This window comes from Roseateles sp. P5_E4, from assembly GCF_054049255.1.
In genome coordinates, this window is sequence record NZ_JBFUMS010000019.1 from 37,675 (window position 1) to 62,845 (window position 25,171).

Below are 25,171 nucleotides of genomic sequence, written 5' to 3' on the forward strand. Positions count from 1 at the left end.
CGCGTCATCTCCAAGTTCCGCCCCCTCGCCTCCAGGGGGTCAGGCCATGCCTTGTGAACAAGTTCGCAGCCGCCCGGCCGCATCTTCCCCCGTGATCACGGGGGAAGCGCCTCAGGGGCAGGTCGCGCAGCCCGCTGCGACCAGCCAGGGGTCCTTGTCCTCGCCGCCGAAGATCTGCAGCAGGAAGTCGAGGAAGGCGCGCGTGCGCGCCGGCACGTATTTGCGGGTCGGCATGCCGGCCCACAGCGTCGTGCCAAACAGCCGCCACTGTGGCATGACGCGCTCCAGGGCCTGCTCCAGCAGCGCGTCCTCGACCATGAAGCTGGGCAGCCCGGCCACGCCCAGGCCGTGCAGGGCGGCGGCGTAGTTGGTGTCCATGTGCGTCGTCGACAGCGCCGCGCGCGAGGGCACGATGGGCAGGGTGATCTCCTCGGTGCCGTCGCCGCGCTGCAGCGTCAGGCCGCGCATCAGCGAAGGCGTGGGCGGCAGCAGCGCGTCGTGTTGCTTGAGGTCGTGCGGATGCTGGGGGCGGCCGCGCTGGTCCAGATAGTCGGGCGAGGCGCACATGATGAATTCACTGCGTGCCAGGCGGCGGGCGATGAAATCGCCGTCCAGCGTCTCGCGCGACAGGAAGATGGTCAGGTCGTAGGCATCGTCCACCGTGTCGACCGGGCCGGGCGACGTGATCTCCAGCGTCACCAGCGGGTACTCGCGATGGAACTTGGGCAGGTGCTTGGCGAGCTGATGCACGGCGATGGCCGGCGGGCACAGGATGCGCAGCAGGCCGCGCACCTCTTGGGTGGCCGAGGCGGCCAGCGCCGCGGCCTCGTCGACATCGGCCAGGATGCGCCGCGCCCGCTCCAGATAGGCCTCGCCGATCTCGGTCAGCGACAGCCGCCGCGTCGTGCGGTTCAAGAGCCGCGTGCCGAGATGCTCTTCCAGCTCGGCCACCAGCCGCGTGACGACGGCCGGCGCCAGGTCCAGCCCGCGTGCCGCGGCGGCAAAACTGCCCTCGTCGATGACGCGGACGAAAACCTTGATGGCGCGTAGCTGATCCATTCAGGGATGCGCAGCCATGACCTGGGCCACGGCTGCGGTCAAGCGCTTGCCATAGGGCACGTGCAGGAACTCGTTGGGCCCGTGGGCATTGCTCTTCGGTCCGAGCACGCCGCAGACCATCATCTGCGCCTTGGGGAAGCCCTTTTGCAGCATGCTCATCAGCGGGATGGTGCCGCCCTGGCCGATATAGCCGACCGGCGCGCCGAAATGGGCCTGGCTGGCGTCGTTGAGCGCCTGGCTGAGCCAGGGCGACAGCTCGGGGGTGTTCCAGCCGGTGGCGCCGTAGGCCCCGGCGCGGCCGTCGGGCGTGAAGGTCACCTTGGCGTTGTAGGGCGCGTTGTCCTCCAGCAGGGCCTTCAGCTTGAGCGCCGCCTCGTTGCCATCAACCAGAGGCGGCAGGCGCAGCGACAGCTTGAAGGCGGTGTAGGGCCGCAGCACGTTGCCGGCGTTCTTCAGCTCGGGGAAACCGTCGGCGCCGACCACCGACAGCGTCGGCCGCCAGGTGCGGTTCAGCAGCACCTCGACCGGATCGGTCGTCACCGGCAGCACCGGGCCGCCGTCCGCACCGCAGGCCCAGGGCATGCGCTTGTAGACCTCTTCCTTCAGGATGGCCGCTGTCGCTTTGACCTGCTCCAGGCGGGCGCCGGGGATGTCGCAGTGGAAGCTCTCGGGCAGCAGGCGACCGGTCTTGCTGTCCTCCAGCCTGTCCAACACCTGGCGCAGGATGCGGAAGGACGAGGGCACGACGCCCGAAGCGTCGCCGCTGTGGATGCCTTCGGCCAGCACCTCGACCTTCAGCACACCCGACACCATGCCGCGCAGCGAGGTCGTCAGCCAGAGCTGGTCGTAGTTGCCGGCGCCAGAGTCCAGGCAGACCACCAGGGACACGTTGCCCAGCCGGGGACCGAGCAGGTCCAGGTAGGCCGGCAGGTCGAAGCTGCCGCTTTCCTCGCAAGTCTCGATCAGGCCGACGCAGCGCGGGCGCGGGATGCCCTGCTTGTCCAGCGCCATGATGGCCGTCAACGACGCGTAGACCGCGTAGCCGTCGTCGGCGCCGCCGCGGCCATAGAGCAGGCCGTTCTCATACTTGGGCGTCCAGGGACCGAGGTCGTTGCGCCAGCCGCTGAACTCGGGCTGCTTGTCCAGGTGGCCGTAGACGACGACCGTGTCTTGCGAATCTGCCTTGGTGGCCGGCACCTCGAAGAAGATGACCGGCGTGCGGCCGGGGATGCGCACCACTTCGAGCTTCAGGCCGGCAACCTTCTTGCTCTCGACCCAGGCGGCGGCCTGGGTCAGCACCTTCTCGATATGGCCGTTCTTCGCCCAGTCGGCGTCGAACATCGGGCTCTTGGCCGGAATGGCGATGTAATCGGTCAGCGCGGGGACGATTTCCTCGTCCCAGACGCGGGCGGCAAATTCACCCAGCGCGGCGGTCTCGTCGGCTTGCAGGGGCAGGTGGGGATCACGTGCGTTCATGGCGTACTCCTGGCGCTTGTGGCGCGACTTACCAGTTTAGGCTTGGCCGCGACAGCCATCACGCCGCCTGGGATAACTACCGGCGGCGCTCATGGCATCAAGCGCTTAGGCTCGACGCCAAGATGCGCTTGTTACTGATTGTTCTGATTGCGCTGCTGACCGGCTGTGCCTCAGGCCCCAAATTCACCATGGACGACGGCCGCAAGGTCGACGAGACGCTGCTGGCCGGCATGCGTGCCTATGGCGCCGGCGAGCGCCTGATCCGCCCGGCCATCGCGCGCAGCGCGGCGCTGAAAGACAAGGACTGCGACAAGCAGTGGGAGTTGCCCTTCGCCGTGGCCACCAGCGCCGGCTGGAGCGCCGATGACCGCGTCGCCTGGGTGCGCGCCCTGCAGGTGGACGAGAGGCTGACCGTCATCGCCGTCACCCAGGATTCGCCGCTGGCCCCGAGCGACCGCATCGTGCGCGTCGGCAGCCGTGAGGACATCGACGGCGAGCGCCTGCTGGAAACGCTGGCCGAGGCGCGCGACGCTGGCAAGCCCTTCAACGTCGGCCTGGCCTCAGGCCGCACCGTCGCCATCAAGCCCTTCGAAGTCTGCCGCGGCTACACACGCTTCGCACCGCCCAACACGGCGCAGCTGCAGGACTACCACTGGCTGCTCAGCCTGCACCCGCTGGAGGTGACCCAGGCCGAGCCCACACCCGACGAGGCGCTGTGGATGGTGTTGTGGACGCAGGGCCTGTCCGAAGAGGGCGGGGCCCGCATGAAGACCTACCACTACGCGATCAAGATCGCCGGCACCCTCTACAACCTGGCCACACTGGCCTCGGGCGTCAAGGCCGCGGCGCTGGCCGCCGACGCCGCGATGAGCGCGGCCAAGAGCGCCGCGGCCAACGTGGCCAGCGAGTTCCTCAAGCAGCAGCTCATCGAGCAGGGCAAGGCGCTGGCGACGCAGAAGATCCGCGAAGGCCTGGTGGACGCTGCTCAACAGCTGACGCGCCAGCAGGTCATGAACGTGATGCAGGCCGCGGCCGCCAACCGCGGCTCGCTGTCGGGCGTCTCCCGCATCGCGGCCACCACCTTCGACTATGCCGACGCCTGGGCCTTCACGCGCATGGCGGCCCTGGGCGCGTCGCCGCTGGCGGGCTTCACGCTGCACCAGAAACTCATCGAGCGCAGCCTGGCCGCCAACGCCTTCCTGTTCGACGCCGACCGCCTGGCGGCCATCAACAAGATCGCCGCCGCACGCGGTTTCGAGGCCGAGGTGGTCGCCATCCTCGGTGGCCTGCGCGCCGACACGCTGCGGGCCGAGATCGGCGCCATGCCGCTGGCCTCGTCGCGCGGCAGCTTCAGCTTCGACAACCCCGACGACCCCGGCGCCAGCCGTTTCTCCCGCGGCCTGGTCGACGCCATGCTGGAACTGCCCGCCGAGTCGGCCACCAAGAAATGAAGTTCGCCATCACGCTGCTGCTGTTGACGGCCGCCTGGGCTCAGGCCCAGACGCCTCCCGAAGCCGCGGCGTCGGCACCCGAGCCCGCAGCTTCCGAGCCCGTCGCCGCGCCGGCCCCACCACCGCCCAGCTGCGCCCAACTGTCGAGCCGGGCGCTGTCGGCCGACCTGCGTGCCGCCACGGCCCAATCGCAGAACCAGCCACTGGAGGCCCTCGTCAAGCTCTACGACGAGGCGGTTGCGCAATGGGGCGGGGCACTGGCCAGCTGCGACGGCCGCGCTCGCGAACGCGCCCAACGCAACCTGGCCGACAGCCAGAAGACCCGCGAAGCCCTGGCCGAGAAGCTGCAGTCCGGCAGCCAGTGCGAGAGTGCCCACCGCGATGCCGCCTCGCTGCAGGAGCTGGCCCGCGCGGCCTTTGGCGAGCGACGCTTTGGCGACGCCGCCAGCCTCTACCGCAAGGCCGAGGGCATGTGGGAGCTGGCCGCCGAGCAGTGCAACGGCAGCCAGCAGCAGACTGCCCAGCGCCGCCGCGAGCAAAGCGAGATCGACGGCCACAACGCCGAGTTCTGCGCCGCGCCCTTCGAGCGCGCCCGCGAGTTCTCCAGCAAGCTGCGCAACACCGGCGCCGCCCTGCCGCTGGCCGAGCGCCAGACACAAAGCCAGATCGGCGAGACGCTGTGGCGCGACACCGCCAAGCTCTGCAAAGGCAGCGCCCAGGAGCTGGCGACGAACAACGCCCAGGCCCTGGCTCGCGAGCGCGGCACGCCCTGGGTGGCGACACCGCTGCCCGGCGCGCCGGCACCGGTGGTTGCGGCTGCGCCCAAACCGGCGGCCGCGATGGCGGCACCCGTCACCAACAAGGCCGCTGCCAGCGCGCCACCGCCGGCCACGCCTGCGCTGCGCCAGGCAGCAGCCACACCGATCACGCCCCTCGCCCAGCCCACAGCAGCGCCGGTGCCGGTTCCCGAGCCCAAGCTTTTCGATCGCATGGCCGGTGACACGCGCTACGTTGGCCAGTTCGTGCGCAATGACGACGACACCGTCACTGGCACCGGTCGCGTCGAGTGGAAGAACGGCGACGTCTATGAAGGCCCGCTGCTGCGCAGCCAGCGCCAGGGCGTCGGCGAGATCCGCTGGGCCGCCGGCCAGCGCTACAAGGGCGAATGGGTGGCCGATCGCGCCACCGGCCGCGGCACCATGAGCTTTGCCAACGGTAATCACTACGAAGGCACGTTGATGGACGGCCAGCCAGAGGGCGAAGGCAAGCTGACCTATGCCTCGGGCGACGTCTACAGCGGCCAGATCCGCCAGGGGCTGCCGCATGGCCGCGGCAGCTATGTCTGGATGAGCGGCCAGCGCTACGAGGGCGAATGGGTCAACGACAAGCCACAGGGCCAGGGCAAGATGCGCTTCAGCAACGGCAACCAGTACGAAGGCCAGATGGCCGCCGGCCTGCCCCAGGGACGCGGCCGCATGATCTTCCCTGGCGGCGACGTCTACGAGGGCGAGTTCGACGCCGGCAAGGCCCACGGCCAGGGCAAATACGCCTGGCGCAGCGGCGAGCGCTACGAAGGCGCCTGGGCGCGCGGCCTCAAGCATGGCCAGGGCACCTTCCACTGGCCCAGCGGCGATCGCTGGGAAGGTGTGTTCAAGGACGACGAGCGCACGGACGAGGGCTTCATGGTGCGCAAAGGCAGCTGAGGGACGGCCCGAGACTGCCGCCTCCGTTACGCTTGCCCCATCAGCTTTTCTTTTGGAGATCCACGATGAAGACCCTGCTCACCGCCCTCGTCACCGCCCTCGCCATCGCTGCCCCGGCGGCCGAGGCGCGCGTGGCCCAGCACCACAAGACCAGCCAGGCCAGCAGCGGCATCCATGCCAAGACCGCCGCCAAGAAGACGACCAAGGCCAAGCACAAAAAGGCGGCCAAGAAGGGCCACAAGAAATCGGCCTGAGCTGCTGAAACCTAGGAGGCTGTCGGGCTTGGGGTCGGGTGCGCGCCAGGGCGAGTTGCGGGGTGAGACAAGGCGCGGGCGAGGCGTGTGGCGGGCCACACAACGAGTTCGCAACGCCGGATCGCCCCGCAAATCGCCCTGGCCCTGCGGGTTGGGCCTGCAAGGGCGCCGATCCTGCGTTGCAAATGCTCGCGGTACGCCCGGTACCGCTGCGCTTTGCGCCTTGTCTCAGCACCCTTGCAGGCCCAACGCGCACCCGACCCCAAGCCCGACAGCCTCCTAGGGCCGGATGAAGTAGCGCGCCGGGATGGCGCGCGTTGCCTCACTCAGCCCGGGGTTGTCGATCTGCAGCACGCGGCGCTCGGCCAACCGGGCCTGCGCGAGCCCCGCATGCCGGGCAGTGAACAGCGTGTTGAACGAGCCGTCTTCGAAGGCCCGCGTCAGCCCCTCGGTGATGGCCGCGTAGCGCTCGCCGTCGCCGCGACGCACGAAGAGCAGGCGCGCGAACGGGTAGACCAGGGCGAGGTCGGGCTCCACGACAACATCCGGCGCCAACGCCTGCCATTGGGTCAGCAGGCCGTGGATCTCGTTCAGGCCCAGGGGCAAGTAGTCGAAGCGGCCCGCCTGCAACTGGCGGAACAACGTCGGCAGATCGCTGCCGCTGACGACCCCCAGGCCGGCGGCGAGCAGCAACTGCGTATCGGGCCAGTCCTGGCCCTGACCGGCACGCCGCCGGGCGAGGCCGGCCAGGTCGTGCACTGCGCGGAACGCGGGCACCATGCCGGCACGGACCAGCAACAGTCGCCAGCCACTGAGGCCCCGGTCGACAGGCAGGTGCACCGGCTGAAAACGGGCTTCGAAGGCTCGACTGGTGCCCATGTCTATCACGTCGATTTCGCCCGTCTCCAGCTGATACAGCGAGCGCCGGTAATTGGTGGACGTGGGCGCCAGCAACAGCTCGAAGGGCCGCCCCCATTTCTGCAGCGCCAGGCGCAGCCCCTGGAAGCCGAAGGCCTCTTCGCCCTGGTCGTTGACGCGCGGGTAGACGAAGCGCAGCGGCGCGGCCTCAGCCCGCACCCAGGGCGCCACACCGGCGGCCAGCATGGAGGCGAGGAAACGAGCACGCAACATGTAGCGAGCCTAGCGAATCAAGGCGCGCCGTGGGCTAGGGTTTGAGTCCGTTGCGCGCCGGCCGGGTGCTCACTCTCGTTCGAACTTGAACACCGCCACGCTGGCCATCAGGTTGGGCCGCGTGCGCACCACGCCGCCATCCTGCAGGCCGAAGCTGTCCAGGATCTTGAGCCGGTTCTTGCGCGCCAGCACGCCGAAGTCGGCAAAGGTGCCGACGCGGATATTGGGTGTGTCGTACCACTCGTAGGGCAGGGCTCGGGTGACTGGCATGCGCCCGAACAGCACCTGCAGCCGGTTGGGCCAGTGGGCGAAGTTGGGGAAGCTGACGATGCCCATCTTGCCCACGCGCGCTGTCTCCTTGAGCATGGCCTCGGCATTGCGCAGGTTCTGCAGCGTCTCCAGCTGCAACACGACGTCGAAGCTCTGGTCCTCGAAGATGGCCAGGCCCTCTTCCAGGTTGCGCTGGATGACGTTGACACCGCGCTTCACGCAGGCCAGCAGGTTGGCGTCGTCCAGCTCCACACCGTAGCCGCTGCAGCCCTTGTGCTTGATGAGGTGCTCGAGCAGCTCGCCTGTGCCGCAGCCCAGGTCGAGTACACGTGAGCCGGGCGGCACCAGCGCCGCGATGGCCGGGTCGAAGCTCATATGGCCACCCCCTTCAGCTGCAAGCCGGCGGGCCGCTCCAGGCTCGTGGCGATGCGCTCGAAATAGGCCCCCAGCACACCGTGATAGCGCGGATCGTCGAGCAGGAAAGCGTCGTGGCCATGCGGCGCATCGATCTCCGCATAGGACACGTCCAGCCGGTTGTCGAGCAGCGCCTTGACGATCTCCCGCGAGCGGTCGGGCGAGAAGCGCCAGTCGGTCGTGAAGCTGACGATGAGGAACTTGGCGCGAGCGGTTGCGAAGGCGCGCGTCAGGTCGCCGCCATGCTCGGAGGCGGGGTCGAAGTAGTCGAGGGCGCGAGTGATGAGCAGATAGGTGTTGGCGTCGAAGTAGTCGCTGAACTTGTCACCCTGGTAGCGCAGATAGCTCTCGATCTGGAACTCGATGTCCTGGGTCGAATAGCCCAGTGCGCCACCCTTGAGCTCGCGGCCGAACTTCTCGGCCATGACGTCGTCGCTCAGGTAGGTGATGTGGCCGATCATGCGCGCCACGCGCAGGCCGCGCTTGGGCACCACGCCGTGGGCGTAGAAGTGGCCGCCATGAAAATCGGGGTCGGTGACGATGGCGCGGCGCGCGACCTCGTTGAAGGCGATGTTCTGCGCCGACAGATTCGGCGCGGTCGCCACGGCGATGCAGTGGCTCACGCGCTCGGGATAGCGCAGCGCCCAATCCAGCGCCTGCATGCCGCCCAAGGACCCACCCAGCACGGCTGCCAGCTTCAGGATGCCGAAGCGCTCGACCAGGCGGGCCTGGGCATCCACCCAGTCCTGCACGGTGACGACGGGGAAGTCGGCGCCCCAGGCCCGGCCCGTGGCGGGGTTGACATGCATGGGGCCGGTCGAGCCGAAGCAGGAACCGAGGTTGTTGACGCCGATGACGAAGAACTTGTCGGTGTCCAGCGGCTTGCCCGGGCCGATGAGGTTGTCCCACCAGCCCTCGCTCTTGGCTTGGCCGGCCAGGGTGCCGGCGACGTGGTGGCTGGCGTTCAGCGCATGGCAGACCAGCACGGCATTGCTGCGCTCGGCATTGAGCTGGCCATAGGTCTCGACCATCAGGTCGTAGGGCCCGAAGCTGCTGCCGCTGCGCAGCGGCAGCGGCTCGTCGAAATGAAAACTCTGCGGCGACACGTCGCCGACGCTACGGCCCGTCATGGCCTACTCCAATAAAAAAACCGGCGCCACTGTTGCGGGACGCCGGTTGATCGGAGCCCTGTTTAGCGGCATTTGTAGAGCGCCCGCAATCCGGAACAAATCGGCGCTGATGAATTGTAGGCCCCTCGGCCAAGGAGTACCTTGGCCGGTCTTGCAGACCGCGCTGCGGCAGGCGCCGCAGCCCTTCGGCAGGCACATCGCGCCCACTGGGCGCAATGTGTCCGGCCTCAGCCCCCGCGGGGACGGCGATGCTTGCGGCATTGAACCGCAAGCACATCGCCAGCGGGGCCGGCTTGGGGCGGCCCGGCGCTCGCCCCCAAGAACGCACTACGGCCGCATCAGAACCTGAACTGCGAGACCGCGCCGGTCAGCAACTGCAGCTGCTGGCGCAGGCTGTCGGCAGCGGCGGCGGACTCCTCCACCAGCGCAGCGTTCTGCTGCGTCATGTGATCGAGCTGACTGACGGCGCCGTTGATCTGGCCGATGCGCGAGCTCTGGTCGGCCGCACCGGCCGCCACCTCGCCGATCATGTCGCTGACCTTTTGCACGTTGTCGACGATCTCCTGCATGGTGGTGCCAGCATGCTGCACGAGCCGGGAGCCCGTCTCGGTGCGCTCCAGGCTGGCCGAGATCAGCGACTTGATCTCGCGTGCCGCGTCGGCCGAGCGCTGCGCGAGCAGGCGAACCTCGCTGGCGACGACCGCGAAGCCGCGCCCCTGCTCGCCGGCGCGTGCCGCCTCGACGGCCGCGTTCAGCGCCAGGATGTTGGTCTGGAAGGCGATGCTGTCGATCAGCCCGAGGATGTCGCCGATGCGGCGCGAGCTGGTGTTGATCTCTTCCATCGTCGCGACGACGTCGGCCACCTCCTGGCCGCCGCGGCGCGCGACTTCGGCTGCGCCTTCGGCCAACTGGCGGGCCTTGCCGGCAGCGTCGGCGCCATGGCGCACGCCGCTGGTCAGGTCCTCCATCGAACTGGTCGTCTGCTGCAGGCTGGACGCCGCCTGCTCGGTGCGCTGGCTCAGGTCCTGGTTGCCCGAGGCGACCTCGGTGCTGGCCGTCTCGATGCTCATCGCGGAAGTCTTCACCTGCCGCACCAGATCGCGCAGGCTGGATTGCATCGCATCCAGGGCGCGCAACAGTTCGGAGGCTTCGTCGCGACCGACGATACGGATGGCGTTGTTCAGGTCGCCGCTGGCGATGGACTGGGCCACGCTGCCGGCATAGCGCATCGGGCTGGTGATGGTGGACGAGTTGATCAGCGTGAGCGGCACGACGAGCACCATGACGAGGACCAGCACGGCCAGCGATCGCCAGGCGATGCGGCCCATCTCGGCGCCGAACTCGGCCTCGGTGGCCTTGGCCTGGGCATCGATGAGGGCGGCGATGCTCTCAACGCGCTTCTCGGTCTCGCGCATCGCTGCCTTGGGCCGGTTCAACATGCGGTCGGCCACCTTGGCGGTGTCAAAGCCGCCGGCCTCGATCTGGTTGAGCACCGGCTGGGCCGCCGTGCGGTAGTCCTGCAGGAACTTCAGCGCCTCGGCCGCCACGGCCTTGTTCTCCTCCCGCGTGCCCTCCTGCAGGCCCTGCAGCGCCGCTACCAGACGCTGGGCTGCGGCGTCCCAGCGCTGGCGGAACTGCTTGACCTGCTCGGGCGTCTCGTAGGCGATGACCATCTCCTTTTCCTCCAGCCGCACGTCGGCCAGCCCCTGGCGGATGGCGGCCAGGTGCTGCAGGTCGCGCATCGCATGCGTGGTGACGTCGACATTGAGCGCCATCAGCTGGCGGCCGCCAAGCAAGCCGGTCACGCCCAAAGCGGCAAACATCAGCAGCACCAGCAAGATGGCCCCGTGCATGCGGGTGCGGATGGTGAAGCTGCGCATCCAGGTGGCGAGGTCCATGTTCGTGTCTCCTAGTTAGGCCGCTTGGGCAGCGGCCTCGTTGCCTGCATGCTAGTGAAGCGGCTACTGATGGCAAGCGACCTTTTGCCGCAACTTGTGGTTACTGAACACTTGACCAATAATCGCCGACATGCCCCGCCCCAGCCAGGATCAGGATCAAGCCCTGCTCGCCGCCGGCGCCGCCCTCTACCCGGGGCTCGGCTGCGCGGGTCTGTCGGTGCGCCGCGTGGCCGAGGCGGCCGGCGTCAACCCGGCCATGGTCCACTACCACTTCGGCAGCAAGGACGCCTTCCTGCGCGCCTTGCTGCAGCGGCATTACGAGGAGATGTTCAGCGCGCTGTCGCTGAGCAGCCAAGGTGAAGCCGATGTCATGGAGCGACTGGCCACGGCCCTGCTGGGCGTGGCGCGCTTTGTGCGCGAGCACCGGCCGCTGATCGCGCGGGTCTGGGCCGATGCTCAGGCCGGTCAGGGCGTGGCCCAGGATTTCTTGCGCGCCAACGCGCCGCGCCACCTGGGCGTGCTGCTTGCCCTGCTGCAGGAGGCCGAGGCGCGCGACTGCCTGCCGCGGCAACCGCTGCTGACACGCTTTTCCTTCCTGATGGGCGCAGTCGTTGCGCCGCTGATCCTGGTCGGCGGCATGAAATCCATCGATGTTGTCCCCCCCGCGCTGCTGGCCGCGGTGGACGACGAAGTGCTGTCGGATGCGGCCTTGCAACGGCGCATCGAATGGGCGCTGCTCGGCCTGGCCAGCGGCGTCTGAGGAGTCGACATGAAACGAATCCTTCCCTTGCTCGCCGTGCTGCTGGTCGGCTGCGGCGACAAGCCGCCCGAGGGCTGGACGGGTTATGCCGAGGCCGAATTGGTCTATATCGCGCCGCCGGTGGCCGGTCGGCTGGCCACGCTGGCCGTTCGCTCCGGCGAGGCCGTCACCGCCGGCCAGGCGCTGTTCGAACTGGACGCGACACCTGAGGTCGCCGCCGACGCCGAGGCCAGCGCACGCGCCAGAAGCGCGCAGGCCCAGGCACTGAACGCCGACAAGGGCCGGCGCGGCCCCGAGCTGGCCGTCACGAAGGCTCAACTCGACCAGGCCCGCGCCGCCGAACGCCTGGCCAGCATCGACCTGACGCGCCAGCAGGAGTTGTTAGGCCGGGGCTTCGTCGCCCAGGCTCGCGTCGACGACGCCGCGACGGTGCTGGCCCAGGCCCGTGCTCGCGTGATGGAGCTGGACGCCGCGTTGCAAGTGGGCCGGCTGCCGGCGCGGGATGACGAGCGCAATGCCGCCCGCGCTCTGGCCGACGCAGCCCAGAGCAGCCGCGCGCAGACGGCCTGGCGCGTCGAGCAGAAGCGCCAGAGCGCACCCATGCCGGCGCGCGTGCAGGACGTCTTCCTGCGTCCCGGCGAGTGGGTGGCCGCTGGCCAACCCGTGCTGGCCCTGCTGCCGCCGGCCAACCGCAAGGCGCGCTTCTACGTGCCGCAGTCGGCGCTCGGCGGCTTGAAGCTGGATGCGCCGGTGAACCTGCGCTGCGACGGCTGTGGTGCGGCCATTCCCGCGCGCATCAGCTTCATCGCCGCCGGCCCGGAATACACGCCGCCAGTCATCTACTCCAACCAGCAGCGCGACAAACTCGTCTTCCTTGTCGAGGCGCGGCCGGTGAAGGCCGAGGACGCGGAGCGCTTGCATCCGGGGCAGCCGTTGGATGTCACGCCATGACGGCGCCGAGCGCAGGGCCGCCCCAAGCCGGCGCGCATCCCCTCGGGGGATCGGACGCGGTACACCGCGACCGAGGGGCCAGCGACCTCGAGCTGGCCATTGATGTCCGGGGGCTGAGCAAGTCCTATGGCAAACGCAAGGTGGTCGACAACGTCGACATGCAGGTCGCCACCGGCCACATCGTCGGTTTCCTCGGCCCGAATGGCAGCGGCAAGACGACGTCCTTGCGCATGCTGTGCGGGCTGCTGACGCCCGATGCTGGCGAAGGGAAAGTGCTGGGCCTGGACTTCCGCCGCCAGGCCGCCGAGGTCAAGCGCCAGGTCGGCTACATGACGCAGAAGTTCGGCCTCTACGAAGACCTGTCGATCCGCGAGAACCTGGACTTCATCGCACGCCTGTTCTCGATGGAGAACCGCCACGAGGCCGTCGATGCGGCGCTGCAGCGGCTCGGGCTCAAGACCCGCGAGAAGCAACTCGCCGGCGCGCTGTCCGGCGGCTGGAAGCAGCGCCTGGCCCTGGCCGCCTGCCTGCTGCACAAACCTCGCCTGTTGCTGCTGGATGAACCCACGGCCGGCGTCGACCCCAAGGCACGGCGCGAGTTCTGGGACCAGATCCACCAGCTCGCTCAGGAAGGCATCACCGTGCTCGTGTCCACCCACTACATGGACGAAGCCGAGCGCTGCGACGAGCTGGTCTATATCGCCTATGGCCGCGTGCTGGCGCGCGGCACGGCGGCATCCGTCGTGCAGGAGGCGGGCGCCAAGGATCTCGAAGACGCCTTCGTCAAGCTCGTCGGCCAGGCCACCGACAACTATTCGGAAGCGCACTGATGCAGTCCCTGGCCCGCATCGTCGCCATCGCGCTGAAGGAAGTGCAGCAGATGCTGCGCGACAAGCTCACCTTCGCGATGGCGGTGGGCGTGCCCATCATGCAGCTGGTGCTGTTCGGCTATGCCATCAACACCGACCCCAAGGGCCTGCCCACGGCCGTCGTCTCGCAGGACACCAGCCCGATGGCACACAGCCTGGTCGCGGCGCTGCAGACGAGTGGCTACTTCCACATCGTCGAGAGCGGCATCGCGGAGTCGCGCGGGGACGCGCTGCTGCAGAGAGGCGACATCCAGTTCCTCGTCGTCGTGCCGGACGACTTCGGCGCCCGCGTTGTGCGCGGCGAAAAGCCCGCCGTGCTGATCGCCGCCGATGCCACCGATCCGTCGGCCGGCGGCAATGCCATCGCCGCCTTGAGCCAACTCGGCCAGACGGCGCTGAACCGCGACCTGCGCGGCGCCCTGGCCTCGCGGGCCCCGCAGCCCCTGCCCTTCGAGGTGCGCATCCAGCGCCGCTACAACCCCGAAGGCCTGTCGCGCTACAACATCGTGCCCGGGTTGGTCGGCACCATCCTGACGATGACCATGGTCATGCTGACGGCGCTGGCCATGACGCGAGAACGCGAGCGCGGCACGATGGAGAACCTGCTGGCCACGCCGGTGCGGCCCTTCGAGGTCATGGCCGGCAAGATCCTGCCCTATATCGTGCTGGGCTATGTGCAGCTGGGCGTCATCCTCGGCGCGGCCTTTGCGCTCTTCAACGTGCCCATGGTGGGCAGCGTGACGCTGCTGCTGGCCATGATCGGCGTCTTCATGCTGGCCAACCTGGGGGTGGGCTTCACCTTCTCGACGCTGGCGCAGAACCAGCTGCAGGCCCTGCAGCTGACCTTCTTCTTTTTCCTGCCGTCCATGCTGCTGTCGGGCTTCATGTTCCCTTTTCGCGGCATGCCGCAATGGGCGCAATACCTGGGCGAGGTGCTGCCACTGACCCACTTCCTGCGCATCGTGCGCGGCGTCATGCTCAAGGGCTCGGGCGCAGCCGAGCTGCTGCCGGAGTTGTGGCCCATGCTGGCCTTTCTGGCCGCGGCGGGTGGCATCGCATTGCTGCGCTACCGGCAGACTCTCGACTGATCAATAGACGGGATCCGGCAGCTTTTCCTTGGCCACGACGCGCTGCGTTGCCGCCCGCTCGAACACCCGCTTCAGATAGGCGCCCAAAGCCGGCCGCGTCTTGGCCGGGTTGGCCTGCATGCGCGTCCAGCGGCACAGCATGAAGGCCAGCGGGTCGATGGCCGTGAACTGGTCACCCAGGAACCAGTCGCCGCCATGGCGGGCCAGCTCGGCGTCCATCTGGTCCAGCATGGGCGCGATCTGCGCCTCGGCACGGGCCTTCACCTCGTCGGCGTTGGCGGCCATGCGGTCGGGGTAGAAATAGTGGATCAGCATGGCCTGCAGCGTGTTGGTCAGCCAGACCATCCACTTGTAGTACTGGGCCCGCTCGGCGGTGCCGGGCGCTGGCGCAAAGCCGGCGTGGCAGTCGGCCAGATGCATCAGGATGGCGGCCGTCTCGTAGAGCACGAGATCACCGTCGACCAGCACGGGGATCACGCCGTTCGGGTTGAGCTTCAGATAGGCCGGCGACTTGTGCTCGTTGTTGGCACGGTCCACCTGGCGCAGCGTGTAGGGAATGCCCATTTCCTCGAGCAGGAGATGGGGCGCGAAGCTCGCGTTGCTGGGGTAGTAAAACAGTTCGATCATGGCGGTGCGACAGGCTGGGAACAGGAAGCGGTGAACTTTACGTGGCCGCAATGCCACCGCAGTGCACCCGCGCGACGCTGACGGCGTTGGCAATCCACCCCTGACTTCGGGTTGAAGACGATGAAGACTCTGCTCCATTCCTCTGCTGCGGCCTTGCTGGCGCTGACCGCTGTTCTGGCCGCACCGGCCGCCCACGCCGACGTGCGCGTTCGCGCCAACATCGGCATGGTGTTCGACAACCGCTACCACCACGACCACTACTATCCCGCGCCGGGCTACGTGGCGCCTTATGTGCCGCGCGGCGCCGTCGTCGTCGGCGCCGGCCCGGGGCGCTACTGGTTCCATGGCGGTGTCTGGTATCAGCCCTATGGCCCGCGCTACCGCGTCGTGCTGCCACCGGTCGGCGTCGTCATCCCGCTGTTACCGCCGTCCTATGTCACGCTGACGCTGGGCGGCCTGCCCTACTACTACGCCAACGGCGTCTACTACCGGCCGGTGCCGGAAGGCTACGTCGTCACGACACCGCCGCCCGAAGCCGCCACGGCCCAGGTGATGCCGGCACCTGCGGCCCCGGCGCCGAGGCCCGAACCCATCGTCTATCCGCGCAATGGCCAGTCGCCCGAGCAACTGGAAAACGACCGTCGCGACTGCAACCGCTGGGCGACGACGCAGCCGAATGCGCAGGCCGACAGCAGCGTGTTCAACCGCGCCATCGAAGCCTGCATGGACGGCCGCGGCTACACGATGAAGTAACGCCTCTCTGGGGCCGAGCGCCGGGCCGCTCCCAAGCCGGCCCGTCAGGCGATGTGCTCGCGGCTCAACGCCGCGAGCATCGCCGTCCCCTAGGGGGACCGACCAGGCGCGTCCGCGTTCAGCGAGACGCGACTGGGCGAGGGGCGCCCGTACCTCACGGCGGTCATCTCGGCCAGGATGCTGAGCGCAATCTCCGGCGGCGTGCGCGCACCGATGTCCAGGCCCACGGGGCCGTGCAGGCGATCCAGCTCCGCATCGGTCAGCCCGAAATGCTCGCCCAGCCGCGCACGGCGCTTGGCCTGGTTGACGCGCGAGCCGATGGCGCCCACATAGAAGGCCGCGCCCTTGAGCGCCTCCATCAGCGCGAGGTCGTCCAGCTTGGGGTCGTGCGTCAACGCCACGATGGCCGTGGCGCCATCGGGCTTGAAGGCGATGACGACGTCATCGGGCATGTCGCGCGTCAACGTGACGCCAGGGATGGCGAAACCATCGGCGTACTCGGCGCGCGGGTCGCAGACGGTGACGCCATAGCCCAGTGCCAGCGCCATCTGGGCGAGGTAGTCGGTCATCTGGCCGGCGCCGATGACGAGCAAGCGCCATTGCGGGCCATGGTGGCTGACGAGCTGGGTGTCGGTCAGCGTCAAGGTGTCGGCACCCGGCTCGGCGTCGGCCAGCGTGGCGATGCCCGTTACCAGGTCCAGCGTGCGGCGCACGCGCTCGCCGCGCTCCAGCCGTGCCAGCAACGCGTCGACACCCGACTGCGGCCCCAGTGGCTCCAGCATCAGCTCCAGCGTGCCGCCGCAGGGCAGGCCGAAGCGGCGCGCCTCCTCGGCGCCAACGCCGTAACGCAACGGCGTTGGCCGGGCCAACTTCAAGCTGCCCGCACGCAATTGGGCGACCAGGTCGTCCTCGATGCAACCGCCGGACACCGAGCCGGCGATCAGCCCGTCGTCGCGAACGGCCACCAGCGACCCGACCGGCCGCGGCGCCGAGCCCCAGGTGCGCGTGATCGTGCCCAGCACGACGCCACGTGCCTCGGCCCGCCACGCGGCGGCCGTGCGCAAAACGCTGAGATCGAGGTTGTCCATGTCTTGTCGGTGAGGTCAGCCGCCACCATACCGCGAGCGGCGCCAGCTTGCAGCGACCATGACGTGCGGCCACACACGGGCCGCTTCCTACACTGGCCGACCCTCGTTGAAAGTCCCTCATGAAGAAAGCCTTTCTCGCTGCCCTCCTCTTTGCCAGTTTGGCCAGCCTGGCCGGCTCGGCCCTCGCCCAGCTGCCGGTCCAGGCCCAGCCCGACCACGCCAAGCTGCTGGCCAGCAGCGACCCCAAGCTCGCGGCCAACAAGCGTCTGGTCTATAACTTCTGGCGCGAAGTCTTCGAGGGCGGGCACATGGAGCTGGCGGACCGCTACCTGGCCGAGTCCTATATCCAGCACAACCCAGAGGTGCCCACCGGGCGCGCCGGCTTCGTCGACGTGTTCTCCAAGGTCGCCACACCCAAGCCCATCGAGGCCCGCGTCAAGGCGCCGCTGGTTGCCATCGTGGCCGAGCGCGATCTGGTGATCCTCAGCTTCGTCAGCGAGCTGCCCGACCCCAAGGACGCCACCAAGACCTACACGACCACCTGGTTCGACATGTTCCGCATCGAGAACGGCAAGATCGCCGAGCACTGGGACCCCGACACCAAGCACTGACACCCGCCCGGCAGCTGACTGCTCATCTATAGGGGTTTGCGCAGCCCCTGCCTGCCCGACGGCAGGCGACGATAGCCTCGCGACGGCCACCCAGGCCGCACCGAGGAGACATCGAGATGGGCATTCCTATCAAGCTGGCAGTAAACGGGCGGACGGTGAGCCGCGAGGTCGCGCCCGACCAGTTGCTGGTGCAATTTCTGCGCGAAGACCTGGCACTGACCGGCACCCATGTCGGCTGCGACACCGCCCAGTGCGGCGCCTGCACGGTGCACCTCAACGGCCGTGCCGTGAAGGCCTGCAGCATGCTGGCCGTGCAGGCCGATGGCGCCAGCCTCACCACCATCGAGGGCCTGGCGGCCACCGACGGCACGCTGCACCCGATGCAGGCGGCCTTCAAGGAATGCCACGGTCTGCAATGCGGCTTCTGTACGCCGGGCATGGTCATGAGCGCCATCGACCTCGTGCAGCACCACGACTGTTCCAGCGAGACCGCCATCCGTGAGGGGCTGGAGGGCAATCTCTGCCGCTGCACGGGCTATCAGAACATCGTGCGCGCCGTGCAGGTCGGTGCCCAAGCCATGAAGGGAGCCTGACCATGAATGCACCCAAGGAAGGCTTCATCGGCCAGAGCATCAAGCGCCGCGAGGACGCGCGCTTCCTGACCGGCCGCGGCCAGTACACCGACGACATCGTGCTGCCTCGCCAGACGTTCGGCGTGTTTGTGCGCAGCAACTATGCCCATGCGCGGCTCAGGCGCGTGGACACGGCCGCGGCGCTGGCCGCCGAGGGCGTGCTGGGCGTCTACACCGGCGAGCACTTCCGCGATGTCGGCGGCCTGCCCTGCGGCTGGCTCATCAACAGCATCGACGGCACGCCGATGAAGGAGCCCAAGCATCCCATCCTGGCGGACGGCAAGGTGCGCTACGTGGGCGATGCACTGGCCCTGGTCGTGGCCGAGACCCTGGCCGAGGCCAAGGCCGCGGCAGCGCTGGTCGAGGTGGATTACGACGAGTTGCCCGCCGTTGCCGACACGGCCACCGCGGCCGGCCACGCGGGCACGGTGCATGACGAAGCCGCGGACAACCGCTGCTACACCTGGGGCTGCGGCGACAAGGCCGCGACCGACGCGGCTTTTGTCAACGCGCCGCACATCACCAAGCTCCAGTTCCGCAACAACCGCCTCATCCCCAACGCCATCGAGCCACGCGCCGCCAACGCCAGCTACGACCCCAGCAGCGACCACTACACGCTGTACGTCGCCAACCAGAACCCGCATGTCGAGCGCCTCTTGATGTGCGCCTTCGTGCTGGGCATCCCCGAGCACAAGCTGCGCGTCGTGGCGCCCGATGTGGGCGGCGGCTTCGGCTCCAAGATCTTCCTGTACGCCGAGGAGACGGCGCTGGTCTGGGCCAGCAAGCAGCTGGGCCGGCCGATCAAGTGGACGGCCGAGCGCAGCGAAAGCTTTCTGTCCGACGCCCATGGCCGCGACCACGTGACGACGGCCGAGCTGGCGACCGACAGCAACGGCCGCTTCCTGGCCATGCGCGTGCACACGACGGCCAACCTCGGCGCCTACCTGTCGACCTTCGCCTCCTGCGTGCCGACCATCCTGTACGCGACGCTGCTGGCCGGCCAGTACACGACGCCGAAGATCTACGCCGAGGTCACCGGCGTGTTCACCAACACCGCGCCGGTGGACGCCTACCGCGGTGCCGGCCGGCCCGAGGCAACCTATGTCGTCGAGCGGCTGGTGGAAACGGCCGCGCACGAGCTCGGCATCGATCCCGCCGAGATCCGCCGCCGCAACTTCATCAAGGAGTTTCCCTACGCGACGCCAGTCGGTCTGACCTATGACATCGGCGACTACGACGCCACGCTCACACAAGTGCAGCAGCTCGCCGACGTGGCGGGCTTCGCGGCCCGCAAGGCCGTCAGCGAGGCCAAGGGGCTGAAGCGCGGCATCGGTTACTCGACCTATATCGAAGCCTGTGGTCTGGCGCCGTCCAACGTCGCCGGGGCGCTCGGCGCGCGCGCCGGCCTGTTCGAGGCCGCCGAGGTGCGCGTGCATCCAACCGGCAAGGTCACCGTCTTCACCGGCAGCCACTCGCATGGCCAGGGCCATGAGACGACCTTCGCGCAGGTCGTGGCCGACCGCCTCGGCATTCCGCTGGAAGACATCGACATCCAGCACGGCGACACCGGCAAGGTGCTGTTCGGCATGGGCACCTATGGCAGCCGGTCCCTCGCCGTGGGCGGCGCAGCCATCGTCAAGGCGGTGGACAAGGTCATCGCCAAGGGCAGGAAGATCGCCGCCCATCTGCTGGAGGCGGGCGAGGGCGACATCGAGTTCAAGGACGGCGAGTACCGCATCGCCGGCACCGACCGCGCCATCCCCTTCGCCCAGGTGTCGCTGACGGCCTACGTGCCGCACAACTACCCGCTCGACAAGCTGGAACCCGGCCTCAACGAGAACGCCTTCTACGACCCGAGCAACTTCACCTATCCGGCTGGCAGCTATGTCTGCGAGGTCGAGGTGGACCCGGCCACCGGCGTCGTGCGCATAGCCCGCTTCAGCGCGGTGGACGACTTCGGCAACATCGTCAATCCGATGATCGTCGAGGGTCAGGTCCATGGCGGCCTCGCGCAGGGCATCGGCCAGGCGCTGCTGGAGCATGGCGTCTACGACCCGGAATCGGGTCAGCTGCTCACCGGCAGCTACATGGACTACGCGATGCCGCGCGCCGACGACCTGCCGAGCTTCACCGTGCAGACAGCCAAGGGCACGCCCTGCACGCACAACCCGCTGGGCGTGAAAGGCTGCGGCGAGGCCGGCGCCATCGGCTCGCCGGCCGCCGTGATGAACGCGATCTGCGACGCCATCGGCGTCAAGGACCTGGCCATGCCGGCGACGCCGTGCACGGTCTGGACGGCGCTGCAATCGGCCAAGGCCTGAGGAGACAAAAGCGATGAACTACCAAGCTGCATCCTCCGTCGCCGCCGCCCGCCTGGGCGCGGAAGACAAATTCCTGGCCGGTGGCCAGTCCCTGCTCGGTGCCATCAAGCTGGGCCTGGCCGCGCCCGAGGGCCTGGTCGATGTGCGCCGCCTGCCCGAGTTGCAGGGCATCACGGTCGATGCCAAGACCGTGCGCATCGGCGCCGCGACGACGCACGCGACGGTCGCCGCCTCAAGCGACGTGCAGCGCGCCATCCCCGCGCTGGCCGACCTGGCCGGCCGCATCGGCGACCGCCAGGTGCGCAACGTCGGCACGCTGGGCGGCAGCCTGGCCAACAACGACCCCGCCGCCTGCTACCCCGCTGCCGTGCTGGCCTTAAGCGCCACCATCCACACCAGCAGCCGCCAGATCGCGGCCGACGACTTCTTCCAGGGCCTGTTCACGACGGCGCTGCAGGACGGCGAGCTGATCACCGCGGTCAGCTTCCCCATCCCGAAGGCGGCCGCCTGGCAGAAGTTCAAGCAGCCGGCCTCGCGCTTCTCGCTGGTGGGCGTGTTCGTGGCGCGCCTGGACGGCGGCGTGCGCGTGGCGGTCACCGGCGCTGGGCCGGGTGTGTTCCGCTGCAGCGAGCTGGAGACGGCGCTCGGCCGCGACTGGAGCGCGGCCGCGGCACGTGCGGTCAAGGTCAGCGCCGATGGGCTGAACAGCGATCTGCACGGCACGGCGGCCTATCGTGCGGCGCTGATCCCGGAGCTGGCCGCGCGGGCCATCGCAGCGGCTTAGCTCGCGGTCTTTTCGCTCTCCTGCGCCGCCACCACCGCCTCGCGCCACAGCCGCGAGGGAATGAAGGTGCGCAACTGCTCCATGGCCTTGTCGATCAGGGCCGGGTGCAGGCCATGGTCGAGATGGGGCAGCAGATCGGCCGTCACATCGGCACCGAGGTCGACCAGGGACTGGGCTGCGTCCACCAGGTGGCGGTAGGGGAAGCGCTGGTCCGCCAGCCCATGCAGCAGGTGCACGCAGACGTCCTGCGGCGCATGCTCCGGCCGGGCCAGGTAGCCGCCGGCAAAGGCCAGCACGCGGCCGACGAGTTCGGGTTCGGCCTGCACGGCCTCCAGCGCCAGCAACGCGCCGTCGCCAACACCGGCCAGCGCAACGCGCTGCCAGGGAAGATCCAGTTTGCGGGCCTCCAGGCGCAGGCGCTCGATCAGATGGGGCAGCGCGGCGCTGACGCCCTCGGCGCCGGGCGCAGCGTCCAGCCACCAGCGGCAGCGGCCCTCGGCGTCGCGCAGGGGCGGGTGCAGATTGAGCGTCAGCGCGTTGGGATATTGGGCATGCAGGGCCGCGGCCAGCGGTGCGAGGGTGTCGGGGCCATCGGGGGCGATGCCGCTGTCAGGGAGCAGGGCGAACAGCAGGCCGGGCGCTGTTGCATCTTGAGGGAGGCTCATGACGCCATTTTCGGTCCTGCCCGCTATCCTGCGCTGCTGTTTTGATGTTTCGCCCCACCCGGGCCCGCCTTGATGGAACTGAAAGTAAACGGCCAGGCCATGACGCTGCCAGGCATCGCCAGCGACCCGGCGATGCCGCTGCTGTGGGCGCTACGCGACGGCCTGAACCTGACCGGCACCAAGTTCGGCTGCGGCATCGCCGCCTGCGGCGCCTGCACGGTGCATGTCGACGGCGCAGCAACGCGTTCCTGCGTGACGCCGGTGGGCGCTGTGGCGGGCAAGTCCATCACGACCATCGAAGGGCTCATGGCCCCCACGCCTGCGGGTACGCAGGCTGCCCCCCGAGGGGGCGCCGCCGGCCTTGGGAGCGGCCCGGCGCCCGGCGAGGGAAGCAAGGACCGCCCTCACGCGCTGCAACTCGCCTGGCTGGCCGAGCAGGTGCCGCAATGCGGCTACTGCCAGAGCGGCATGCTGATGGCCGCCGCGGCGCTGCTGGCCAAGAACCAGGCCCCCAGCGACGCCGACATCGACGCGGCGATGACCAACCTCTGCCGCTGCGGCACCTACCCGCGCGTGCGCGCCGCGATCAAGCAAGCGGCCAGACAGATGAAGGCCAAGCCATGAGGCGGGCCGAGCGCTGGGCCGCTCCCGAGCCGGCCCGCATCCCCTCGGGGGCTGAGGCCCGACTTCGCCAGCCCGGTGGGCTGGCGATGCCTGCCGAAGAGCTGCGGCACCGACCGCAGCGCGGCCTGCAAGGCCGACCGATGTACCCATCGGGCGAGGGGCCGACATGAAGCGACGGACGCTGCTCTTGACCGGGGCTGGCGCGTTGGGGGCGCTGATCGTCGGCTGGGGCTTCATGCCGCCACGCTCACGCCTGGGCAACGCCCACACGCTGCCGCCGGTCGAAGGCGAGGTCGGGCTGAATGGCTGGATCAAGATCGCCGCCGATGGCACGGTGCTGCTGGCCATGAACCGCAGCGAGATGGGCCAGGGCGTGCATACCGCACTGGCGCAACTGGTGGCGGAAGAGCTCGACGTGCCGCTGCACACGGTGCGCCTGACGCCAGCCGGCCATGACGCCATCTACGGCAATATCGCCACCTCCCTGGGCAATATCCCTTTCGGCCCACGCGACCACGAGCGCCGCGCCTTCAGGTTCTCGTCCTGGGTCACGGCCAAGGTCGCACGCGAGCTCGGGTTGAACCTGACGGGTGGCTCCTCGACCGTCGCCGACGCCTGGGATGCACTGCGCCTGGCCGCCGCCACGGCGCGCGCCCAGTTGCTGGGCGCCGCGGCGCTGAAGCACAAGCTGCCGGTGGCCGAGCTGTCGGTCAAGGCCGGCGTCATCCACCATGCCAGCGGCGCGCTCAGCCACTATGGCGAGCTCGCCACCCAGGCGGCGCTGACGCCGCCTGGCGACGTGGCGCTGAAGCCGCGCAGCCAGTGGACGCAGATCGGCCAGGCCCTGCCGCGCCTGGACCTGGCCGCCAAGGTGGACGGCAGTGCGCGCTTCGGCCTGGACGTGCGCGAGCATGGCCAGGTCTTCGCCGCCATTCGCCACTGCCCCATGCTGGGCGGCGGCCTGGGGCCGGCCAACGTCGACGCGGTGCGTGCGCGGCCCGGCGTGCTGCGCGTCGTGGCCCTCGGCCCCATCGCGGGCTCCACGGCGGCCTATGCCGTCGTCGCCCGCACGACCTGGCATGCCCTGGAGGCCGCCAAGGCGCTTGACGTTCAATGGCAGCCGCCACCGAACGGCAGGCTGGATTCCAGGGCCATCCTCGCGTCGCTGGAGAGTGAGGCGCGCCGCGCTCACGAAGCCGGCGATGGCTTCGCCTTCCTGAAGCAGGGCGACGTGAAAGCCGCGCTGGCCGGGGCAACGACGAAGGTGGAGGCCGTCTACAGCGCGCCTCATCTCGCTCACGCCACCATGGAGCCGATGAACTGCACCGCCCAGGTGCTGGACGGCCACGTCAGCGTCTGGGCGCCGACCCAGGTGCCGGGCTTTGCGCGCGACGTCGCCGCGCGCGTGGCCGGCGTGGCGCCGGAAGCGGTGACGGTGCACGTGACCTATCTCGGCGGCGGTTTCGGCCGGCGGCTGGAGGTGGACTTCATAGCCCAGGCAGTGCGCGTCGCGCTGGAGATGGGCGGGCTGCCGGTGCAGCTGGTCTGGTCGCGCGAGGAGGACATGACGCACGACTTCTATCGCCCCGCCGAGGTGGCCGTGCTGCAGGGCGGGCTGGACGCCCAAGGCCGCCCTGTGGCGCTGGCCATCACCAATGCCGCGGACGCCCTGCTGCCGCGCTGGGCCGAGCGCGTCATGCCCGGGCTGGCGCCGACGCTGGACGTGCTGAACCGCAACGCCTTCCCCGATGGCCGCGCGCCGGCCGCCCTCTTCAAGCGCGGCGACGCGCCCGACAAGACGGCCTCCGAAGGATTCTTCGACCTGGCCTATGCCATCGCCAACACGCGCGTCGCCCACCAGGCCACGCACAGCGGCGTGCCGGTCGGCATGTGGCGCGCCGTGGGCCATTCCCACCACGCCTTCTTCAAGGAAAGCTTCATCGACGAGATGGCCCACGCCGCCAAGGCCGATCCGGTGGCCTTTCGCCTGGCGCTGCTGGAGGGCCTGCCGCGCCACCAGGCCGTGCTCCGGCGCGCGGCCGAGGCGGCCGGCTGGGGGCAGCCACTGCCAACGGGCGTGGCGCGTGGTGTGGCCGTGCACGAGAGCTTTGGCAGCGTCGTGGCCCAGGTCGTGGAAGTGACGCGGAACCAGGGGCCCAGCGTGAAGCGGGTCGTCTGCGCCGTCGACTGCGGCACTGTCGTCAACCCCAGCATCGTCGTGCGCCAGATGGAGAGCTGCATCGTCTTCGGGCTTACAGCCGCGCTGTGGGGACGCATCGACATCGTGGGCGGCGAGGTGCAGCAGAAGAGCTTCCCCGACCACCCGCTGATGACGCTGGCCCAATGCGCTGTCATCGAGACCCATCTGATGCCCAGCGACGGCCTGCCCAGCGGCGTCGGCGAGCCTGGCTTGCCGCCGGTTGCGCCAGCCCTGGCCAATGCCTGGTTCGCGCTGACGGGCGAGCGCCGGCGCAGCCTGCCGCTGCGGGCCTGAGGGCAGCCGACCCCTTGTTCACGGGGTGTCGACGCAGCTGACAGTCGTGCTCTCCGTCGCGCGAAGCGGCCGCTTGCCGCCCAGGAAGAATGGGCAATGGCGCGAAGTTTGCGTGCCA

At 69.2% G+C, this 25,171-nt stretch carries 22 protein-coding genes, 1 pseudogene and 1 riboswitch; of the genes and pseudogenes, 14 read left to right on the forward strand and 9 right to left on the reverse strand.

Features of this window, described 5'->3' with window-relative positions; all coding sequences use genetic code 11:
* Nucleotides 1-111: 111 nt before the first annotated feature.
* Both ACXJLH_RS27370 and ACXJLH_RS27375 read right to left on the reverse strand, forming a co-directional pair.
* Nucleotides 112-1,059, reverse strand: a complete 948-nt coding sequence (locus ACXJLH_RS27370) for a LysR family transcriptional regulator (protein ID WP_056200116.1) — start codon at nucleotides 1,057-1,059, stop codon at nucleotides 112-114.
* The gene (locus ACXJLH_RS27375) at nucleotides 1,060-2,535 is read right to left on the reverse strand and encodes a M20 family metallopeptidase (RefSeq protein WP_457447504.1); all 1,476 of its coding nucleotides are present in this window, start codon (nucleotides 2,533-2,535) and stop codon (nucleotides 1,060-1,062) included.
* 128 nt (nucleotides 2,536-2,663) lie between these two features.
* Here ACXJLH_RS27375 and ACXJLH_RS27380 point away from each other — a divergent pair, with 128 nt between their 5' ends.
* The 3 genes from ACXJLH_RS27380 to ACXJLH_RS27390 all read left to right on the forward strand — a co-directional run bounded on the left by ACXJLH_RS27380 (nucleotide 2,664) and on the right by ACXJLH_RS27390 (nucleotide 5,943).
* A complete protein-coding gene (locus tag ACXJLH_RS27380; RefSeq protein ID WP_457447505.1) occupies nucleotides 2,664-3,986 on the forward strand; it encodes a hypothetical protein in 1,323 nt (440 codons plus the stop codon).
* A complete protein-coding gene (locus tag ACXJLH_RS27385; RefSeq protein ID WP_457447507.1) occupies nucleotides 3,983-5,689 on the forward strand; it encodes an MORN repeat-containing protein in 1,707 nt (568 codons plus the stop codon). The genes ACXJLH_RS27380 and ACXJLH_RS27385 overlap by 4 nt, the downstream gene beginning before the upstream one ends.
* A gap of 65 nt (nucleotides 5,690-5,754) precedes the next feature.
* Complete coding sequence (locus ACXJLH_RS27390; RefSeq protein WP_056200133.1) at nucleotides 5,755-5,943, forward strand: hypothetical protein; 189 nt, start codon at nucleotides 5,755-5,757, stop codon at nucleotides 5,941-5,943.
* Nucleotides 5,944-6,222: 279 nt separating this feature from the next.
* On the opposite strand, the gene ACXJLH_RS27395 is transcribed toward ACXJLH_RS27390, so the two are convergent.
* The 4 genes from ACXJLH_RS27395 to ACXJLH_RS27410 form a co-directional block, all read right to left on the reverse strand.
* Nucleotides 6,223-7,074, reverse strand: coding sequence for a hypothetical protein (locus ACXJLH_RS27395; RefSeq protein ID WP_457447509.1), 852 nt, complete (start codon nucleotides 7,072-7,074; stop codon nucleotides 6,223-6,225).
* A gap of 69 nt (nucleotides 7,075-7,143) precedes the next feature.
* Nucleotides 7,144-7,719, reverse strand: a complete 576-nt coding sequence (gene metW / locus ACXJLH_RS27400; RefSeq protein ID WP_457323143.1) for a methionine biosynthesis protein MetW — start codon at nucleotides 7,717-7,719, stop codon at nucleotides 7,144-7,146.
* The gene (gene metX / locus ACXJLH_RS27405; protein WP_457447511.1) at nucleotides 7,716-8,888 is read right to left on the reverse strand and encodes a homoserine O-succinyltransferase MetX; all 1,173 of its coding nucleotides are present in this window, start codon (nucleotides 8,886-8,888) and stop codon (nucleotides 7,716-7,718) included. The genes metW and metX overlap by 4 nt, the downstream gene beginning before the upstream one ends.
* A gap of 41 nt (nucleotides 8,889-8,929) precedes the next feature.
* A riboswitch (SAM riboswitch) is annotated at nucleotides 8,930-9,005 on the reverse strand.
* Nucleotides 9,006-9,226: 221 nt separating this feature from the next.
* On the reverse strand, nucleotides 9,227-10,786 hold the full coding sequence (locus ACXJLH_RS27410; RefSeq protein ID WP_457389249.1) for a methyl-accepting chemotaxis protein: 1,560 nt from the start codon (nucleotides 10,784-10,786) through the stop codon (nucleotides 9,227-9,229).
* Between the two features lie 130 nt (nucleotides 10,787-10,916).
* On the opposite strand from ACXJLH_RS27410, the gene ACXJLH_RS27415 reads away from it, so the two are divergent.
* The 4 genes and pseudogenes from ACXJLH_RS27415 to ACXJLH_RS27430 all read left to right on the forward strand — a co-directional run bounded on the left by ACXJLH_RS27415 (nucleotide 10,917) and on the right by ACXJLH_RS27430 (nucleotide 14,454).
* Nucleotides 10,917-11,546: a TetR/AcrR family transcriptional regulator gene (locus tag ACXJLH_RS27415; RefSeq protein WP_056200148.1), complete on the forward strand. Its 630-nt coding sequence runs from the start codon at nucleotides 10,917-10,919 to the stop codon at nucleotides 11,544-11,546.
* A 9-nt stretch (nucleotides 11,547-11,555) separates the two neighbouring features.
* A complete protein-coding gene (locus ACXJLH_RS27420; RefSeq protein ID WP_457447513.1) occupies nucleotides 11,556-12,497 on the forward strand; it encodes an HlyD family secretion protein in 942 nt (313 codons plus the stop codon).
* Nucleotides 12,494-13,243, forward strand: a pseudogene (gene ccmA / locus ACXJLH_RS27425) (heme ABC exporter ATP-binding protein CcmA); the annotation flags it as partial. The gene ACXJLH_RS27420 and the pseudogene ccmA, both read left to right, overlap by 4 nt.
* Nucleotides 13,244-13,326: 83 nt before the next feature.
* On the forward strand, nucleotides 13,327-14,454 hold the full coding sequence (locus ACXJLH_RS27430; protein ID WP_457389246.1) for an ABC transporter permease: 1,128 nt from the start codon (nucleotides 13,327-13,329) through the stop codon (nucleotides 14,452-14,454).
* On the opposite strand, the gene ACXJLH_RS27435 is transcribed toward ACXJLH_RS27430, so the two are convergent.
* Nucleotides 14,455-15,081 (reverse strand): glutathione S-transferase family protein, encoded by a 627-nt coding sequence (locus ACXJLH_RS27435; RefSeq protein WP_056200154.1) that lies wholly within the window; start codon nucleotides 15,079-15,081, stop codon nucleotides 14,455-14,457. It lies immediately after the preceding gene.
* A 120-nt stretch (nucleotides 15,082-15,201) separates the two neighbouring features.
* On the opposite strand from ACXJLH_RS27435, the gene ACXJLH_RS27440 reads away from it, so the two are divergent.
* The gene (locus tag ACXJLH_RS27440) at nucleotides 15,202-15,834 is read left to right on the forward strand and encodes a DUF6515 family protein (protein WP_457447515.1); all 633 of its coding nucleotides are present in this window, start codon (nucleotides 15,202-15,204) and stop codon (nucleotides 15,832-15,834) included.
* A gap of 89 nt (nucleotides 15,835-15,923) precedes the next feature.
* Here the strand turns inward: ACXJLH_RS27440 and ACXJLH_RS27445 are convergent, their stop codons facing one another.
* Nucleotides 15,924-16,922 (reverse strand): XdhC family protein, encoded by a 999-nt coding sequence (locus tag ACXJLH_RS27445; protein WP_457447517.1) that lies wholly within the window; start codon nucleotides 16,920-16,922, stop codon nucleotides 15,924-15,926.
* 119 nt (nucleotides 16,923-17,041) lie between these two features.
* Here ACXJLH_RS27445 and ACXJLH_RS27450 point away from each other — a divergent pair, with 119 nt between their 5' ends.
* From ACXJLH_RS27450 to ACXJLH_RS27465, 4 genes are all read left to right on the forward strand, one after another.
* A complete protein-coding gene (locus tag ACXJLH_RS27450; protein ID WP_457320769.1) occupies nucleotides 17,042-17,533 on the forward strand; it encodes a nuclear transport factor 2 family protein in 492 nt (163 codons plus the stop codon).
* Nucleotides 17,534-17,649: 116 nt separating this feature from the next.
* Nucleotides 17,650-18,126: a (2Fe-2S)-binding protein gene (locus ACXJLH_RS27455; RefSeq protein ID WP_457389242.1), complete on the forward strand. Its 477-nt coding sequence runs from the start codon at nucleotides 17,650-17,652 to the stop codon at nucleotides 18,124-18,126.
* 2 nt (nucleotides 18,127-18,128) lie between these two features.
* The gene (locus ACXJLH_RS27460; protein ID WP_457447519.1) at nucleotides 18,129-20,486 is read left to right on the forward strand and encodes a xanthine dehydrogenase family protein molybdopterin-binding subunit; all 2,358 of its coding nucleotides are present in this window, start codon (nucleotides 18,129-18,131) and stop codon (nucleotides 20,484-20,486) included.
* A 13-nt stretch (nucleotides 20,487-20,499) separates the two neighbouring features.
* Nucleotides 20,500-21,270: an FAD binding domain-containing protein gene (locus ACXJLH_RS27465; RefSeq protein ID WP_457447521.1), complete on the forward strand. Its 771-nt coding sequence runs from the start codon at nucleotides 20,500-20,502 to the stop codon at nucleotides 21,268-21,270.
* On the opposite strand, the gene ACXJLH_RS27470 is transcribed toward ACXJLH_RS27465, so the two are convergent.
* On the reverse strand, nucleotides 21,267-21,935 hold the full coding sequence (locus ACXJLH_RS27470; RefSeq protein ID WP_056200170.1) for an alpha/beta hydrolase family protein: 669 nt from the start codon (nucleotides 21,933-21,935) through the stop codon (nucleotides 21,267-21,269). The genes ACXJLH_RS27465 and ACXJLH_RS27470 overlap by 4 nt on opposite strands.
* 72 nt (nucleotides 21,936-22,007) lie before the next feature.
* On the opposite strand from ACXJLH_RS27470, the gene ACXJLH_RS27475 reads away from it, so the two are divergent.
* Both ACXJLH_RS27475 and ACXJLH_RS27480 read left to right on the forward strand, forming a co-directional pair.
* Nucleotides 22,008-22,559, forward strand: coding sequence for a (2Fe-2S)-binding protein (locus ACXJLH_RS27475; protein WP_457447523.1), 552 nt, complete (start codon nucleotides 22,008-22,010; stop codon nucleotides 22,557-22,559).
* Between the two features lie 166 nt (nucleotides 22,560-22,725).
* A complete protein-coding gene (locus ACXJLH_RS27480; protein WP_457447525.1) occupies nucleotides 22,726-25,053 on the forward strand; it encodes a molybdopterin cofactor-binding domain-containing protein in 2,328 nt (775 codons plus the stop codon).
* The last annotated feature ends 118 nt before the right edge of the window (nucleotides 25,054-25,171 follow it).